The sequence below is a fragment of the Prochlorococcus sp. MIT 1307 genome (assembly GCF_034092395.1).
Taxonomy (GTDB): domain Bacteria; phylum Cyanobacteriota; class Cyanobacteriia; order PCC-6307; family Cyanobiaceae; genus AG-363-K07.
This window is the reverse complement of record NZ_CP139301.1, coordinates 1,502,903-1,518,749: the sequence shown is the minus strand read 5'-3', so window position 1 is coordinate 1,518,749 and position 15,847 is coordinate 1,502,903. Positions and strand designations below refer to the sequence as shown.

Annotated in this window: 14 protein-coding genes and 1 tRNA gene; 6 read left to right on the top strand and 9 right to left on the bottom strand. The window is 42.6% G+C overall.

The window, feature by feature from the left end:
- Positions 1 to 79 precede the first annotated feature (79 nt).
- Positions 80 to 952 carry a prephenate/arogenate dehydrogenase gene (locus SOI82_RS07710; RefSeq protein ID WP_320666854.1) on the top strand — a complete coding sequence of 291 codons (873 nt, stop codon included), beginning with the start codon at positions 80 to 82 and terminating at the stop codon, positions 950 to 952.
- On the opposite strand, the gene crtD is transcribed toward SOI82_RS07710, so the two are convergent.
- A complete protein-coding gene (gene crtD / locus SOI82_RS07705) occupies positions 953 to 2,464 on the bottom strand; it encodes a C-3',4' desaturase CrtD (RefSeq protein WP_320666853.1) in 1,512 nt (503 codons plus the stop codon).
- Between the two features lie 6 nt (positions 2,465 to 2,470).
- Between crtD and SOI82_RS07700 the strand changes: the two genes are divergently transcribed.
- Positions 2,471 to 3,394 carry a fructosamine kinase family protein gene (locus SOI82_RS07700; RefSeq protein WP_320666852.1) on the top strand — a complete coding sequence of 308 codons (924 nt, stop codon included), beginning with the start codon at positions 2,471 to 2,473 and terminating at the stop codon, positions 3,392 to 3,394.
- 24 nt (positions 3,395 to 3,418) lie between these two features.
- Here SOI82_RS07700 and SOI82_RS07695 read toward each other — a convergent pair whose 3' ends face one another.
- Complete coding sequence (locus SOI82_RS07695; RefSeq protein WP_320666851.1) at positions 3,419 to 3,808, bottom strand: CAAD domain-containing protein; 390 nt, start codon at positions 3,806 to 3,808, stop codon at positions 3,419 to 3,421.
- A gap of 121 nt (positions 3,809 to 3,929) precedes the next feature.
- Between SOI82_RS07695 and SOI82_RS07690 the strand changes: the two genes are divergently transcribed.
- Positions 3,930 to 4,436 carry a M67 family metallopeptidase gene (locus tag SOI82_RS07690; protein WP_320666850.1) on the top strand — a complete coding sequence of 169 codons (507 nt, stop codon included), beginning with the start codon at positions 3,930 to 3,932 and terminating at the stop codon, positions 4,434 to 4,436.
- A gap of 31 nt (positions 4,437 to 4,467) precedes the next feature.
- Positions 4,468 to 5,643 (top strand): molybdopterin-synthase adenylyltransferase MoeB, encoded by a 1,176-nt coding sequence (moeB, locus tag SOI82_RS07685; protein WP_320666849.1) that lies wholly within the window; start codon positions 4,468 to 4,470, stop codon positions 5,641 to 5,643.
- Between the two features lie 15 nt (positions 5,644 to 5,658).
- Here the strand turns inward: moeB and SOI82_RS07680 are convergent, their stop codons facing one another.
- Positions 5,659 to 6,849, bottom strand: coding sequence for a cob(I)yrinic acid a,c-diamide adenosyltransferase (locus SOI82_RS07680; protein ID WP_320666848.1), 1,191 nt, complete (start codon positions 6,847 to 6,849; stop codon positions 5,659 to 5,661).
- Between the two features lie 75 nt (positions 6,850 to 6,924).
- On the opposite strand from SOI82_RS07680, the gene larE reads away from it, so the two are divergent.
- The gene (gene larE, locus SOI82_RS07675) at positions 6,925 to 7,770 is read left to right on the top strand and encodes an ATP-dependent sacrificial sulfur transferase LarE (RefSeq protein ID WP_320666847.1); all 846 of its coding nucleotides are present in this window, start codon (positions 6,925 to 6,927) and stop codon (positions 7,768 to 7,770) included.
- A gap of 82 nt (positions 7,771 to 7,852) precedes the next feature.
- Here the strand turns inward: larE and speD are convergent, their stop codons facing one another.
- Entirely contained in the window at positions 7,853 to 8,344 is a 492-nt protein-coding gene (gene speD, locus SOI82_RS07670) for an adenosylmethionine decarboxylase (RefSeq protein WP_320666846.1), read from the bottom strand.
- Between the two features lie 40 nt (positions 8,345 to 8,384).
- Complete coding sequence (gene recF, locus SOI82_RS07665) at positions 8,385 to 9,491, bottom strand: DNA replication/repair protein RecF (RefSeq protein ID WP_320668391.1); 1,107 nt, start codon at positions 9,489 to 9,491, stop codon at positions 8,385 to 8,387.
- 85 nt (positions 9,492 to 9,576) lie between these two features.
- Between recF and SOI82_RS07660 the strand changes: the two genes are divergently transcribed.
- Positions 9,577 to 9,650, top strand: a tRNA-Arg gene (locus SOI82_RS07660).
- 21 nt (positions 9,651 to 9,671) lie between these two features.
- Here SOI82_RS07660 and SOI82_RS07655 read toward each other — a convergent pair.
- The 4 genes from SOI82_RS07655 to SOI82_RS07640 are packed head-to-tail and all read right to left on the bottom strand — an operon-like array spanning position 9,672 to position 15,808.
- Positions 9,672 to 10,121 carry an N-acetyltransferase gene (locus tag SOI82_RS07655; RefSeq protein WP_320666845.1) on the bottom strand — a complete coding sequence of 150 codons (450 nt, stop codon included), beginning with the start codon at positions 10,119 to 10,121 and terminating at the stop codon, positions 9,672 to 9,674.
- 4 nt (positions 10,122 to 10,125) lie between these two features.
- Positions 10,126 to 13,152 (bottom strand): phosphoenolpyruvate carboxylase, encoded by a 3,027-nt coding sequence (ppc, locus tag SOI82_RS07650; RefSeq protein ID WP_320666844.1) that lies wholly within the window; start codon positions 13,150 to 13,152, stop codon positions 10,126 to 10,128.
- Positions 13,149 to 14,291, bottom strand: coding sequence for a glutamate--cysteine ligase (gene gshA, locus SOI82_RS07645; protein WP_320666843.1), 1,143 nt, complete (start codon positions 14,289 to 14,291; stop codon positions 13,149 to 13,151). The genes ppc and gshA overlap by 4 nt, the downstream gene beginning before the upstream one ends.
- The gene (locus SOI82_RS07640; protein WP_320666842.1) at positions 14,288 to 15,808 is read right to left on the bottom strand and encodes an anthranilate synthase component I family protein; all 1,521 of its coding nucleotides are present in this window, start codon (positions 15,806 to 15,808) and stop codon (positions 14,288 to 14,290) included. Before SOI82_RS07640 ends, gshA begins: the two co-directional genes overlap by 4 nt.
- Between the last annotated feature and the right edge of the window lie 39 nt (positions 15,809 to 15,847).

Below are 15,847 nucleotides of genomic sequence, written 5' to 3'. Positions count from 1 at the left end.
GCAAGTTTAGTTAATACAACACAGTTGATTTCTCCATGTTGATCTACCGATCAACATGGAGAGCAGGTAAAAACTTGAAATGACGCACACAAAAAATTCATCGAACTGCATTGGGATAGTTGGACTCGGACTAATCGGAGGATCATTAGCTCTAGATCTACAAGCTCTTGGCTTTAAGGTGCATGGTCTTGTTCATCGCGCTACTACTGCTACAAAAGCAAAAGAAAGAGGGTTAGCTCAAGTAATTAGCACAGATCCAAAAATCCTTTCAGATTGTGACCTAATAATCCTTGCTTTACCTCTCGACCAACTTCTGAAGCCATCTCAATCACTCCTTAAGGCATTGCCACCATCAGCAGTCATTACAGATGTAGGTTCAGTAAAAGCTCCTGTTTTGAAAACTTGGACCAAGCTTCATCAACGTTTTGTAGCAAGTCATCCAATGGCAGGAAATGCTAATTCAGGGGTAGGAGCCGGCCAAATAGAGTTATTTAAACATCGTCCATGGGTGGCAACACCTGATACCAATACAGACACGGAAGCCCTGAAAAAAGTTCAGGACCTAGCACTTGCTTTAAGTAGTGAATGGATCACAGCTGAAGCTGAAATGCACGATCAAGCTGTAGCACTTATTTCACATTTACCTGTACTTATAAGTGCTGCTTTACTAAAAACACTTTGTAATGAGCGCAATCCATCTTTATTAGAACTAGCCAAAAAACTTGCATCCACTGGTTTCGCTGACACCACAAGAGTTGGAGGAGGTAATCCAACTCTTGGAACCGGAATGATGGAAAACAACAGTTCTGCGATTTTGAGAGCATTGAGCTCTTATCGCTGGAGCCTTGAGCAATTTGAGGAGGCCATGATTTCTCAACACTGGTCGCAGATTCAAGCAGAACTCGAAAAAACCCAAACACTAAGACCAGAGTTTCTTAATGACAAACTTTAATTAACTTGGGAAATTAAATTTCTGTCCGCGTTCTGCCATTAATTGACGACATGCCATTAAGGCTGACTGACTGACTCCTGCAGTTCCCTCACCAGGGTAAATGGAATCTCCACAAAGCCATAACCCTCTAAGTGGAGTTCTACTAGCAAGCCCAAAAGGGCCAAAAAATGATGGGTGTTGACCTAATCCACCCACAATCCCGTTAGGCCGACCAGTCCATTTTGCAAAGCTCGTAGGGGTTGCTAGTTCTTTATGTCGCCAATCGGAACAATCAATTCCCAACCAAGTCTGAAGTTTCTGAACTATTTTATCAACTAAAATTATTTTTTTCTCTTGATAATCAAGTTCCTCTAAATGGAACCAATGTTCTGTTTCACTAAAAACACTAACTATTAAAGTTGCCTGCCCAAGAGGAGCACGACCATCACCTTCACGGCTAATCGAAATAAAAAGAGAACCTGGGTCATCTGCAGCTAGCTGAAGATGACTAGGGCAATTTTCTGGTAATGCATGTCGATTGATCACGCCGTAAAAGACAATTGCTCCACTTGGCTTGGGTAATTTTTCCAGATTCTTTCTATATTTATTGACGAAATTTATATCTGAAGGCAATAACTCTAGAAGACACTGTGGAGGAAGACTGCATACAACATCTTTCGATTGAAATTGCAAAGATTTGCCTTTGGGTCCAGTCACATTGACTGTCCATCGCTCAGACAAACGACCAAAAGACAACCCAACAACACGATGTCTCAAAAGCAAGCGAGCATGATCACGCATCAAACAACTTGTTAAAACATCACTTAGTTTTTGCATAGAGCCATCTAAATGCCATAGCCCTAATGGTGCCTGAGCCATTTGCAGAACAGTCGCCCCATAAAGTGCAGCAGTTCTATTCGAAGGCTCTTGGGAATACAACCTGAGCTGTAAATCAAGAAATTGCCTTAATCGCTGATCTTGATGGGCCCCACTAATTCTTAGAAGATCCTCTACAGTCAATTTGCTAAGAATCCCTGTTGCATAATTAAAAGGACGAAGTGCTTTTAAGAGATGTTGTAAGTCCCAAAAGTTCCTAACTGGCAAGACAGGGTCTCTACCAGCGAAGGCCCAATTACTTTTATGTAACTCAGAACAAAGTGACCAAAAAAGTGCGCTCCCAGGAAAATGTTTTTCTCGCTCCTGTTTCCAAAGTCGAGCATCATGCCAAAGATTTATAGGCCCATATCCATCCGCAAGATCTACTGAACAGCCTGGGTCGAGGATCTCCGCAGCAGGAGCAGAAGTTCCAAGATATCTAAATAAACGCTCATGAATTCCACCAGCCTCCAGCCCTGCAACTTGAGTAGCACCAACATCAAAAACATATGGTCCTCTACAAAAGGTTCCTGCACAGCCACCTGTTTGATGATGAGCCTCAAGAAGAGTGACGGGAATCCCTTCATGGGCTAAAAGGGCAGCAGCTGTCAGTCCAGCAATACCCCCACCAACAACTATTACCGATTCCTCAAACATCACATCATGTTGGAAGAGTTAAAAGAAGAAAAGTACATGCATCAATTTCTCCAACAAGCTCTCTTGGGCGCCAAGGGAGATGGGTCAGGTCAATCAATTTCACAAATTAATTCTGTAGCAGGTGGGTGCATTCACAAAGCTTGGAGATTGACATTGAGTGATGGAAGGCAGTTATTTGCTAAAACTGCGGCGGTTGAAGATTTTCCAAAACTTAGCTTCGAAGCCAGCGGACTGAACTCACTAGCAAAATTCGCTAATAAGCATACGATTGAAATTCCCAAACCTTTACTACTAAAAAAGTTCGAAAACGGTTCAGTGTTGTTTCTACCATGGCTAGATTTAGGCAATGGGAGTCAGACTGCTATAGGGAAAGGACTGGCTTTGCTTCACCAGTCTTCATTAGCCCAACACCCAGAAAAATTCGGTTGGGAGGAGCATGGATATATTGGAGCTGGTCCACAAATAGGAGGATGGAAAGATAGTTGGGGTGAATGTTTTATTAATCTACGCTTACTTCCACAGTTAAAAATTGCCAGAAAATGGGGGCTAAATATTTCTGATTGGAAAGATTTACTAGAGTCTTTAATAGTTTTTCTGGAAAGACATAAACCAAAACCCACTCTTGTTCATGGGGATCTATGGAGTGGTAATGCAGGTATTACAAAAGAAGGAAAAGCTGTGATTTTTGACCCTGCCGTTTGGTGGGCAGATAGAGAGGTAGATATAGCTATGACAAGACTATTTGGAGGGTTTTCCAAAGATTTTTATAAAGGTTATGAAAGTATTTTCCCTCTAGAATCTACAGCAGAATCGAGAGTAGATATCTATAACTTGTATCACTTACTCAATCATGCAAATATATTTGGAGGTGCATATAAAGTTCAATGCCTCACAACTTTAGAAAATATTAAAAGAAATATTCTTTATTAATGTCTCTGATGGGAAGATAAAGGCTTACCCCAAATATTCCTTTCGCAAAGTCTGAACTCTCTCAAAAACAGCATTCCGTTTATCGCTAGTTGATAAGTTTTGCCAACTCCATTGCCCAAGTACAACAACACCAAGAAGCTCAAGAAGTCCTGGCACAACAGGGAAGAAATTTATTGTGTCGATAACTACCTTGATAATTACCTGCGCAACAATTACAACAGCAATAATTCCCAGTGCTTTACCATATTTGCCCATTTGACTCCAATCGATCTTGCCCAAAGTCTGATTAATTGTTCCCATTACTTCAGTGAACCGGTCAGAGACACTATTTTCCTGAACTTTGTTGGCAACATTGTCGACAGGAGGTGTTTCGAAGCCAGGAGCTTGATTCTCCTCTGGATTGGAGTCACTCATGAACACAACGCTAAATGCAATTTGTAATGAGCGTATCGAATTTAACTAATAAATGCCAGGTTCTAAATAGAGATAACCCCGAACCTCGATATAGAGAATTCCGAACCTATGCAATCTGCCAATGAAAAGACCAATTGGTATTGAATTAATTGGAGAATGCCTGACAGTACTTCGCGAAACACTACTCGCTGTAAACCCTAATGAAGGCTGCGCTTTGCTGCTTGGCAATCTAAAGAAATCAACCTCTTTACCAGCAGAATATATCCTGCAATTGCAAATGATTTGGCCTTGCTGCAATGTCTGGGGTTCAGAGATAATTAATTTTCTTGAATCTCCTGAAGAACCAAATAGTGTCCTTCAAAAAGATAATTCAAAGAAAAATCGATTTGCAATAGATCCCCGTGAACAACTCCAAGCACAGCATTGGGCAAGAGAACATAATTGGGAAGTAGTAGGAAGCGCTCATTCCCACCCAACTGGAGATCCAATCCCATCTTCCATCGATCGAAATCTGAATTTTTCTCCTGGGTTAATGTTAATTATTGGGCAATTTGGCGAAGTGCGTGCATGGTGGATGGGTGGAGATGAAACTTTTCCACCAATAGAGGTGGCAATTTGGAAGACTTAGTAAGACGATAGAAGAGTATTTTTCATTCCTGATGCAAGACCACGAAGCCCGTGGAATTGAATTGAGTCAAGAGGAGATTGCTCGTTATGCCCGTCACTTAACTCTTCCAGAAATAGGCCTAACAGGCCAAAAGCGACTAAAAGCAAGCTCAGTCTTATGTATTGGTGGTGGTGGACTGGGTTCCGCAGTCCTGCTTTATCTTGCCGCTGCAGGCGTGGGGCAAATTGGTATTGTCGATCCCGACTGCGTAGAAGACTCAAACCTCCAAAGACAAGTACTGCATGGAGTCAGCTGGTTAGGAAAACCCAAAACCGCTTCTGCAAAAGAGAGGATTCTAGAAATAAATCCAAATTGCAAAGTTAAAACTTTCCAAACCCTACTTACTAGTAAGAATGCGCTAGATATAATTCCAAAGTTCGATATTGTTTGTGATTGCACAGATAATTTTCCTAGTCGATATCTAATAAATGATGCATGTGTCCTTTTAAAAAAGCCAAATATATATGGATCTATTGCTCATTTTGAAGGCCAAGTAACAGTTTTCAATTTAAATAAGCAAAGTCCAAATTATAGGGACTTAATGCCCGACCCCCCGCCACCAGGCATGCTTCCCTCTTGCGCAGAAGGAGGAGTACTTGGTGTTCTACCAGGATTAATAGGGGTAATTCAAGCTACCGAAGTGATAAAGATACTTACGGGCATAGGAAAGCCTCTTTGTGGAAGGTTATTAGTCTTCAATGCTCTAGAAATGAAATTCAGAGAATTAACTTTAAACCCAAGTTCTGATCAAAAGAAAATAGATTGCTTGATTGATTATGAAGAATTTTGCTCACTAGAAAGCCATGCAAAAGATAGTCTTGAGACTTTTTCAATAAAAAGTATTTCCGTTCAGATGCTTAAAGAAGAGATTAAAAATGATTCAGAAAGTATTGTGTTGATAGATGTACGTAATCCAAAAGAGTATGAGTTATCCTCAATTAAAGGAGCAATATCAGTTCCACTCCCAAGCATTAAAAATGATCAAGCAATTGAGCTTATACGAAATATGCTTTCAAATAATCAACGACTTTATGCTATCTGCAAAAGTGGTAGCCGTTCAATTCAAGCGTTAATAGAGCTTAGGCGGCATAACATACAAGGCATCAATATCACTGGCGGCATGAATGCGTGGAGTGCAGATATGCCAAAAGAATCATCTAATTATTAACTCCCAACAGTACAGTTAATAGTCGACTCCTTTCTTTAGGTTCACTCCCTGTTCAGCATAATGCTTATGACACACCATTTCTGAATGAACACTTGCAAGATCAAAATAAGAGGGCAAATTCTTACAGCGCCCAGTAATAATCACTTCGGTTTCTGCCGGCTTTCTAAGTAAAGTTTGAACTATTGGCTCTACAGGTAACAGTTCCAAATCTACACTTGGGTTTAATTCATCAAGAATTACTGTTTTATATAGTCCACTTGCTATGGCAGCTCTTGCTATTTCCCAAGCACGCTCTGCTTCCACATAATCAATAGGTTGCTGTTGACCACGCCAAACAATTGCGTCTCTGCCCGAGCGAAGATGATCGACTAAATGCGGATAACTCTCACGAAGTGCAGCTATTGCAGCATCTTCTGTATACCCACTTCCGCCTTTTAGCCATTGCAAAATAAGTACTCGATGACTCTTATCCTGGCTGATTCCACGACCTATCGCTTGCAAAGCTTTACCTAATGCACTCGTCGATTTACCTTTCCCCTCTCCGGTATAAATCTCAATACCACCAATGGAATTAGGAATAGTTAAATTCTCAGAATCAATTTCTGGGCGTCGATGTGCCCGCATCTCAGAGTGCAAATCAGCAACTCTGACAAGAGAAGCAGGTGCTCCCCTGCCAGTAACAATGATTTCCATGCCCTCTGGTCGATCATTAAGGGTACGCACAACATCTTCGACAGGAAGTAATCCGAGATCCAATACAGGGCTTAACTCGTCGAGCACAACAACTGAATAAAGTGCGCTTGCGATAGCTCCCTTAGCTATATCCCACCCTCGTTGCGCTTCCATGGCGTCGAATTCTGTTGCTTCATGAGCAGTGAAGAAATCTGCTCTTCCTGTTCTCACCTGATCTATTAAATGTGGGAAACCCTGCTGCAAAGCCTCTATCGCTGCATCCTCGTCATACGCTCTACCTGGTCCTTTGAGAAACCGAAGAAGAAGCACCCGAGTTCGTCGCTGCTCACATATTCCTAAACCAATAGTTCGCAATACAACTCCCAGGGCCGCCTGGCTTTTCCCTTTACCCTCGCCGTCATAAATATGAAGCTGACCATGGCTCCGTTCTTTGCTATCAGCAGCAGTAACTATGCCAATACCTCTTACACGTCCTCGGCGAATTGCCTTGGAGTCTTCAGGCTTTAACACCATGTATGGACCTCTTAATGTTTGGAGCTTAACTTGATCAATCAGTGAAGGTAGTCTTCAAAGGATTGCCGGAGAAAAATGTTTCGTCAGCTGAAACTTTTGCCCAAGGCAAAGCAAAAGAAATTAGCACTCTTGAGAGAGAAGCTAAGGAGCTTCGAAAAAGTATGCGTAGCTTATTCAGGAGGAGTTGACAGTTCTCTAGTGGCCGCAATTGCTCAAGAACAACTAGGTGCACAAGCATTAGCAATTACTGGTATTTCTCCATCACTTGCCAGCCATTTAAGAGATGAAGCACGGCAACAAGCGAAATGGATAGGCATTCGTCACCAAGAATGCATCACGAAAGAGCTTCAAGATCCCTCTTACAGCAAAAATCCAAGAGATCGATGTTTTGCATGCAAGCAAGAGTTACACCTTCATCTAAGTGAAATAGCTCAAGCTTCCCCTGGCTGCCAAGTAATTGATGGTGTGAATTTTGATGATCTCAGTGACCATAGACCAGGTGTTGAAGCTGCTCGTAAAGCAGGTGTTCGATCTCCTCTGGCCGAACTAGAAATGAACAAAGTTGAAATCCGTGAAATATCACAATCATTAGGTTTCTCTTGGTGGAACAAACCTTCACAACCCTGCCTAGCTTCACGTTTTCCTTATGGTGAAGAAATAACATCAGAACGACTAAAACAAGTAGAAGATGCCGAAGCTTGGTTGAGAGCGAATGGATTTGATGAAATACGAGTACGAACACACAACCTTTCTGCGAGAATAGAGGTTCCTACAAATCAAATTGAAGAATTAATTTCTCAAATAGGTCGAGATAATATCGTCAATTATTTTTTATCTATAGGGTTTACATCAGTAAGTATTGATCTAGAAGGATTAGTTAGTGGAAAGCTGAACCGAGATCAACACCAAAAGAATAGTTAACAAATAGCCAGTTAATTATATGGATTCAGATCAATTGAAAAACTATAAGTGGCTTATTATACTCAACAAATAATATCAATAGTCAGCGACTTACTTGCTTAACAGAATGTGGCCTGCGAAGTGTATTACTTAAGGTGTCAGGAATTTCACGTTGAAAGCTTTTTAAAGAAAAACGTCTTGCTAGAAATTCTTGTCGAAGTATCTCACAAGCTTTTTCTGGCATCGTATGGTCACCACAAGTGAAAACATCCACAGCTGCATAACCATTTTCAGGCCAGGTATGGATAGAAATATGAGATTCAGCTAAAAGAGCCAATCCAGTTACTCCTTGAGGCTCAAATCGATGAGTAATTAAGTTGAGAAGAGTAGCTCCAGACATTTTTGCTGAAGTTGTAATGGTGGTCCTCAAGAATGCTTCGTCATTCAATCTGGCTGTGTCACATTCATAAAGTTCGAGAATGCAATGCTTACCCACAACTTCGGCAGCACTAGTAGTAACTGTTCCAGGGGTGTGGACAATATCACTATCTATCCATCCAGGATTTGGATGCAAGCAAGGCAAAATATGCTCCATTGGCAAATTAAAAATGACTGCCTACCTTAGCCGACACCTCTTACATTGCGCGCAATAATTCTGCTTCTACCACTTGTGCATGCTTCTGCCAATCTCCTTCAAATGCCTCCAAATGAGTAGCACTTACAAGACATTGATGAGAATCTCCAACCGCATCAAGCAAAAGCAGCTGTCGAGTGGGGTCTAATTCTGCAAGCACATCATCCAACAGCAATATCGGTGGTTCCCCAAAAAGTTTTCCTATTAATTCCAATTCAGCAAGTTTTAAAGACAAAACTAATGTCCTTTGCTGCCCAGCCGAAGCAAAACGCCGAGCAAGATTTCCATTAAGCAAAAGACCTATCTCATCACGATGTGGACCAATCTTGCAACGACCTAACTTCTCTTCATGAGGTCTTTGCGCCAGTAATTGCTGTTCTATTGATATTCTCCAAGATTCTTCTTCCTCCTCTCCCTCTAAAAGACTTCCAGGTAAATAAGAAAGCTCTAAATGTTCTTGACTGTTACTCAATCTCTGTTGCCATGTAGCTGCCAATGGTTCTAAATGTCGTAAAGCGCGACTTCTACGGCGATGAATACGTGTACTCACTAAAGCCATTTGGGAATCAAATGCATCTAACAACGCATCTCGATCTTTAAGAGGAAAATTGTGAGATTGTTTCCAAATCTGACTTCTTTGGCGCAGTAATTTTCCAAAGCGACTTATCAAATCTGAATAAATTGGTTCCAATTGTTGAATCACTCTATCTAGCCAATTCCGTCTCAGTCCCGGTTCACCACGCACTAATTCCAAATCAAGAGCACTAAAGCCAACACATCTCAAGGGACCTATCAAGTCAAGCTGACGCAATAATGGTTTTTGATTTCGATGAGCCTGTCTTCCTCCTTTTCTTCGTAACTCCAATTGGAGCTCTTCAGTGTTATTGGCTGTAGCACGCAATAACGCCCTCTCTTTATCCCAACTAATAAGGTCCTGATCACTACTAGCGCGATGTGAGCGCAGACTACCCAGCAACTCAACTGCCTCTAAAAGATTTGATTTTCCAACTCCATTAGGCCCTACAACCAGCAAACGTTTTTCAGTCAGCTCAAAATTAAGCCGACTGTAATTACGGAATGAATAGAGCTCGAGCTGGTGAAGCCGAATCTTTCTTTGGGCATCTTTTGGCTAAGCTAATTGTAATGAGACTGCTAGAAAGTGGCTCTCATACATCTGCATCAAGCTGATGTTTGGGCATGTAGCTCAGTTGGATAGAGCATCAGATTCCGGTTCTGAGAGTCGGGGGTTCGAGTCCCTCCATGCTCGTAAATTTTAAAGTTCTTGTAATTAACGAAGCTTGAAGCCCATCGCACGAATGCCTCCTGGGTCAATTAAAAATCCATTTTCTTTCAATGCTTCCAGTGCTATCACAGGAGCTGATACTGAAACACTGCAACCAGGCATTTTTTTGCGCAAAATTCCTAATGAACGATGCACTAAAACTGCTAGCAATTGCCCTTGAGCAAAAGATGGCTCCGCGACAAGGTTCCATAGGTTTGCATTTAATCCCTTATCACTTGTAGCCCTTACAAAACCCGATAGTTTCCCACTTGATTCTTCCAAGATGCTTAGATGAAAATCACTCTTTTCCAATGCCAAAGCCAATCTCCTAGAGGGGTGAGTCTCTTCATTACATCTAGCCAAAAGACGATTTAAAGCATCTGGAGAAGGTACATAGTCAATATCTAAGACAAAGCCAGATGGTAAATGGGGGGATCGCTGACGAAAAGAGAACAAAACCTCAACCAGTGTTACGCATACCTGCCGCAATTCCGTTAATTGTGAGCAAAGCACCTCTCAGTAATTCACTACGGCTGTAAGTACGGCCACCATCACCTTCTGCGCCCATAGTCTCACTAATAGGTGGTTGACGATTCTGATCACGTAATCTTCGCAATAAAGCAACTTGCAAAAAACCTAATGGCACAATAGTGCTATTGCGCAAGTCGACTGAGAGTTGCAATGCAGGATCCGCACTCAACAATCTAGAGTTCCCTGTTATATCCAAAATCAACTTCTTCGTCAGACTGTACTCAGTGGAAATAGTGTCAAATATGGATCTAAAAGCATCTCGATGAACGTCACTACCAAGACTAATCATGTAGTGATTGGCCAATTCTAAGTCTACTTTCGATAGAGTCATTTCAACCTTTGATATCAACATACGAAAAAATGGCCAACGTTGATGCAATCTTCTTAGCAAATCCAATTGGTCAGCATCTGACTCGACTTCAGCAGCAAGAGCTGTACCTACCCCAAACCAGCTAGGCAAGAGGAACCTACTCTGCGTCCAACCAAACACCCATGGAATCGCTCTAAGACTTCCCAAGTCCTTAGCTCCAGTTTTACGACGTGCAGGACGGCTTGAAATCTGCAACTTACTGATTTCTTCAATAGGGGTAACCTCTTGAAAAAACGCGACCAAATCAGGATTATCATGAACTAGTGCACGATAATGCTCACGAGAGCTTGCAGCTAGTCGACTCATAAGTTGATTCCAACTTGGTGTTGCATCTAACTGATTTGTAACCAAGCTATTTTGAAGCACAGCAGTTGTAACCGTTTCAAGGTTATAGAGCGCAAGTTCAGGGAGACTGTACTTAGAAGCAAGGACCTCGCCCTGCTCCGTAATTTTAATTCGTCCTTGAAGGGTTCCACTTGGCTGAGCAAGAATTGCTTGATAAGCTGGCCCGCCTCCTCGACCTACAGAGCCACCTCGACCATGGAATAAACGCAAAACAACGCCTTGCCTTTGGGCAAGGTCTTGTAAAGCAATCTGTGCTTGATGAATCTCCCAATTACTAGACAAGAAGCCTGAATCTTTATTGCTATCGGAATAGCCAAGCATCAATTCCTGGAGAGGCTGAAAACTTTCGCCAACACGAGGCAGCAAATTTCTATACATAGTTTCCTGGAACAATTGCTCCATCACTGCCGGTGCTCGCTGTAAATCCTCAACAGTTTCAAACAAAGGAACAACTAATAAGTCAGCAGTGCCAGCAGAAAGATCAACTAATCCGGCTTCCTTTGCTAGCAAAAGAACCTCAAGTAAATCAGACACCGTATGACTCATAGAAATCACATAAGTCCTGCAAATTCGGCTTCCAAATTCTTCCTGTAGTCGATGCAACATACGAAACACAGATATTGTTTCCGATGTAGTGGGGGACCAAGTAATTGCAGAAGGAATTAATGGGCGGCGTGTCTGTAATTCTTGCATTAACCATTGCACACGTTCTCCCTCATCCATCTCGCCATAGGCCTTTGGAAGCTTGAGATATCGAGTCAATTCGTCAAGTGCGTCACTATGACGAGTGCTTTCCTGGCGAATGTCTAAGCTTGCCAATGAAAAGCCAAAAATATGTACCTGAGTCAAGAGTGTATCGAGAAGCTCACAACTCAGATCAGTACTCACCAAGCTATTTCTAATCAGTTCCAAGTCTCCTCGAAATTCTGTAATTAATCCATAGTGAAGTTCATCTCCACCACTGCAATCGAGAGTCGCGGGGTTCAGTCCTTCAAGTGATGTCTTCCAGCCGGCTTCAGCAAGTTGTTGATTGCGTTGCTGAGTTAATCGTAGTCTTTCTAGGGTATAGCTAAGTTTTAATCGATAAGGTTCTAATCGATAGCGAGCAGCCCTTTCTTCATACACGTCAGGGAATCGCAAGCGATCCATCTCCAATGACTCCAACAATGGTGTACTGACCTGACTCCACTGCATGGAAATACTTAATTGATCTCTTAATTTCTGGACAGCGCTTACATAGCGCTCAAGCATCAGCTGACGCTGATAACAAGCTGTGCGCCAAGTAATTTCAGGCGTAACAGATGGATTGCCATCACGATCTGAGCCCACCCAAGATCCGAAAGTACAAAAAGCCTCTTGAGGAATCTGTACATCTGGATAACTAGCCGATAAAGCTGAAGCAATACGTCGACGCAACTGAGGCATTGCATCAAACAAAACCTGCTGAAAATAGTGAAGTGCATAATCAACTTCATCTAAAACAGTCGGCTTGAATTGATGTAACTCATCAGTTCTCCACCAAAGACGGATTTCCTCTTCTAGTTGCAGTCTAAGGCTCTCATGATCTGGTCCAGGCGCTGAACAATCAGACTGCAGTAACTGCAAAAGGCTGGCCACCCGGCGTTGCTTGTGGCGAACTGTATGTCTTACTATCTCAGTAGGGTGAGCTGTAAAAACAAGGCGTATATCCATCTCCTGAAGCAATTTCTCCAACTGTGCAGGAGGCACATTTAATCCACGAAGTCTCTGAAAAAGCTCTCTAAATGTTGCTGGAGCTGTCTGGCTAGCCAAGGGAGGAGCAAAAGGGTCCAAACATTCATCTTGTGAAGCTTGGTCTTGAGAGCGACTCATAGTTGCGAGATAACTATCTTCCTCAATTCGCTGCTCAAGAATATTGACCAACTGAAAATAAAGAGAGAAGGCACGAGCAGCGGAAATAGCCTCCGCAAGATCCATTTCACGAATTAGTAGCACAATGGCATCACTAGTAGTCGTATTCGCCCCTTCAACATTAACTGGATCACTAAGTTGTTTGAGTCGTAGCAGACGTTCTGTTTGCTCAGGTGGACATTCACTTTTTAGAACTGTTTTCCAAAGGTCTTCAACTAACTCCAAGCGTTGCTGAAGCAAACGGCTGGCATCATGATCACTTTCTTGAGAATTGATATTTTGACCACCAGGTAAATGAATGGAAGATTGCTCCTTGGAAGAACTAGTCGAATCATTATTGGTCATAATCATCCCAAAATGGCCTCGCTCTTAGTAGTCGCGATTTCTTCTACTTCCATCTCTGCAATACTTTCTTGTACAACATCCTCAACTGAATCACCTAAGGAATGTTTCTTGAGCCATTTCATAGCTTGGTTCCCCTGATCTAAAACGGATTGAATTGGGGCAAGCAGATGAAACATCTCAATATCCTTAGCTAAAGGCGTAACATTCTCAAGCAAGTTGTATAGCCATTCACGGCAGAGAATTGGCTTACCGTCTAACCAAGAGTGCAAAGTTGCATCAAGACTATCTTGAGCTGCTGCTGAATCGTTCATATCACTTAAATCTGCAAGCTCTACCGCTGATAAACGACTTACTTTTAAAGGGTCAAGCTGGTCTGGGTCCTGAAATAGTTTTAAAAGCCGGAGCTCAAGCAGAGCAGTAATAGCCAAAAGCAAGTCGCAATTGGTTATACAATCACAAATACGAAGCTCAAGGCGATTCAAGTCATGTGGCCGAGAGGGCCCATTCGGACGAACCGAAGTCCAAAGGTGACGCTCATTCCACATACTTCCATTAGCAAGCTGATCTTCAAGCCAATGCACATAATGAGCATGATTTAGAAAAAGGGGCACTTTTTTTGGCGTAAGTGGAAACTGCAACCATCTCTGGGAATGTGCACCTGTAGGTCTGCCATCAAGAAAAGGAGAGCTAGCACTCAATGAAAGAAACAGCGCTGCCTCGCACCTAACCAAACGAAGAGCTGAAAAAAGCCTAGGTAAATCTGCTATACCCAGATTGATATGAATGCTAGTGGTAACTACTCTTGTCCCATAAGTAGCCTCAATCAAATCATGATAGGGATTTGAGGGTTCTGAACGTTCAAATTGTGCACTATTACCAAGACTTAGAGTACTGCCAGGTAAAAGAGTGAGTTGCCTAACAGCTAACCACTCACGCAATCTTCTTCTAGGAGTAAGAAGGGCCTCTTTTAAACATTCATACTTACGAATTGGAGCTGTAATGTATTCGAGATTTCTTTGATCTGGTTCCTTTACAAAACCTGCAAGGTCTTTAGAAACATCAGCTGAAACACCCACATGCTCACCAGTTGCAAGTCCAGTAAAAAGTTCAACTTCGAATCCTTTCAGCAAATATTCTCGCGTCATGGCTTCATCGGACTAAGGCACGCAAGAGCCGTCAACATTCCCTTGGCCTTATTTAAGGTCTCTTGATATTCAGAAGTGGGGACCGAATCTGCGACAACACCTGCTCCTGCCTGTACCTGCATAAGCCAACCGCCCTGAGGATGTGCTCGCACTAACATTGTGCGAATAGTAATCGCAGTATTTAAAGCTCCATTCAAATCCAATGACCCATAAACCCCCGAATAGGGTCCTCTTGCTTGAGTTTCAAGCTCATTTATCAATTGCATAGCTCTAATCTTTGGTGCACCACTAACAGTCCCTGCAGGGAATGAAGCCATCAATAAGTCCAAGACATCTTTCCCTACTGAAAGTAAGCCATCGACTTCGCTAACGATATGCATCACATGGGAATATTTCTCAATCACCATGAGTTCCTGAACCGCAACACTGCCTGGTCGACAAACCCGACCAAGATCATTGCGCCCTAAATCTACAAGCATCACATGCTCAGCTCTTTCCTTAGGATCAGACAACAGATCTGCTTCCAATTCTAAATCTTCCTTCTCATTGCGACCACGAGGCCGAGTACCTGCAATTGGCCTAAGACTTGCACGAATACCATCAATTGTTGGCTCAGCCTTAACCATGACCTCAGGGCTAGAACCAATAAGCTGCCAATCTCCAAAATCAAAGAAGGCCATATAAGGAGAGGGGTTTACCATTCTCAAGCTGCGATACAACTCAAAGGGATCCTGATTGACTCGAGCCTCTAGCTTCTGACTAAGAACAAGCTGAAACACATCTCCAGCAGCAATATGTTCCTTGGCATTGCGCACTGCAGCCTCAAAGTCAGATTTGCGAAAGTTACGTTTCGTTCTGGGTATAGCTAAGCCATTCTCTCTCCAGCGCAAAGGCTTCATAGCAGGAAGGGGCTCTTCCATAAGCTTTTCAAGGTTCTGAATACGCTCACAAGCTCCCTCATATGCTTCCTCCGGCGACTGGTTACTACTTAAATCCCCATAGGCCACTGCAGTAATAAGACGTTTAACTTGATCAAAAATCAAAATGCTATCCATCAACATCCATACACCATCAGGTAAGTCTTGTTCTTTCCTCGTATGCACAGGCACAGTTGACTCAATCCACTGAATCAATTCATATCCCCACATCCCATAAAGCTGACCAAGTGGAGGAAGTTCAGGCTTGCTTAACGACCTATAAGGAGCAAGCCAGCGTCGTAGTTCTTCAAAAGGGTTTCCCTGTGATTCATCAATTCGACCATCTCGCCAAATACGTTGTAAGCGATCTCCATAGGCACTAGCAGTCCATAAAGGATTAGTGGCCACAACACTCCATCGCCCTAAATTTTCTCCACCTTCAACAGATTCCAGCAAGACTCCTGGTGGTTTGCCGTGGCCAACCTTTAACCAAGTAGTTAAGGGAGTCTCAAGGTCTGCAGGCCAACTATGAGCTACAGGGATGAAATTGGCGCCGTTTGAGGCTGACTCTAAAAATGAGTCAAAGTCTGAGCTTTGCATGAAGAGATCATTGCAGCTCTAACCTGGAGCCCAAATGAA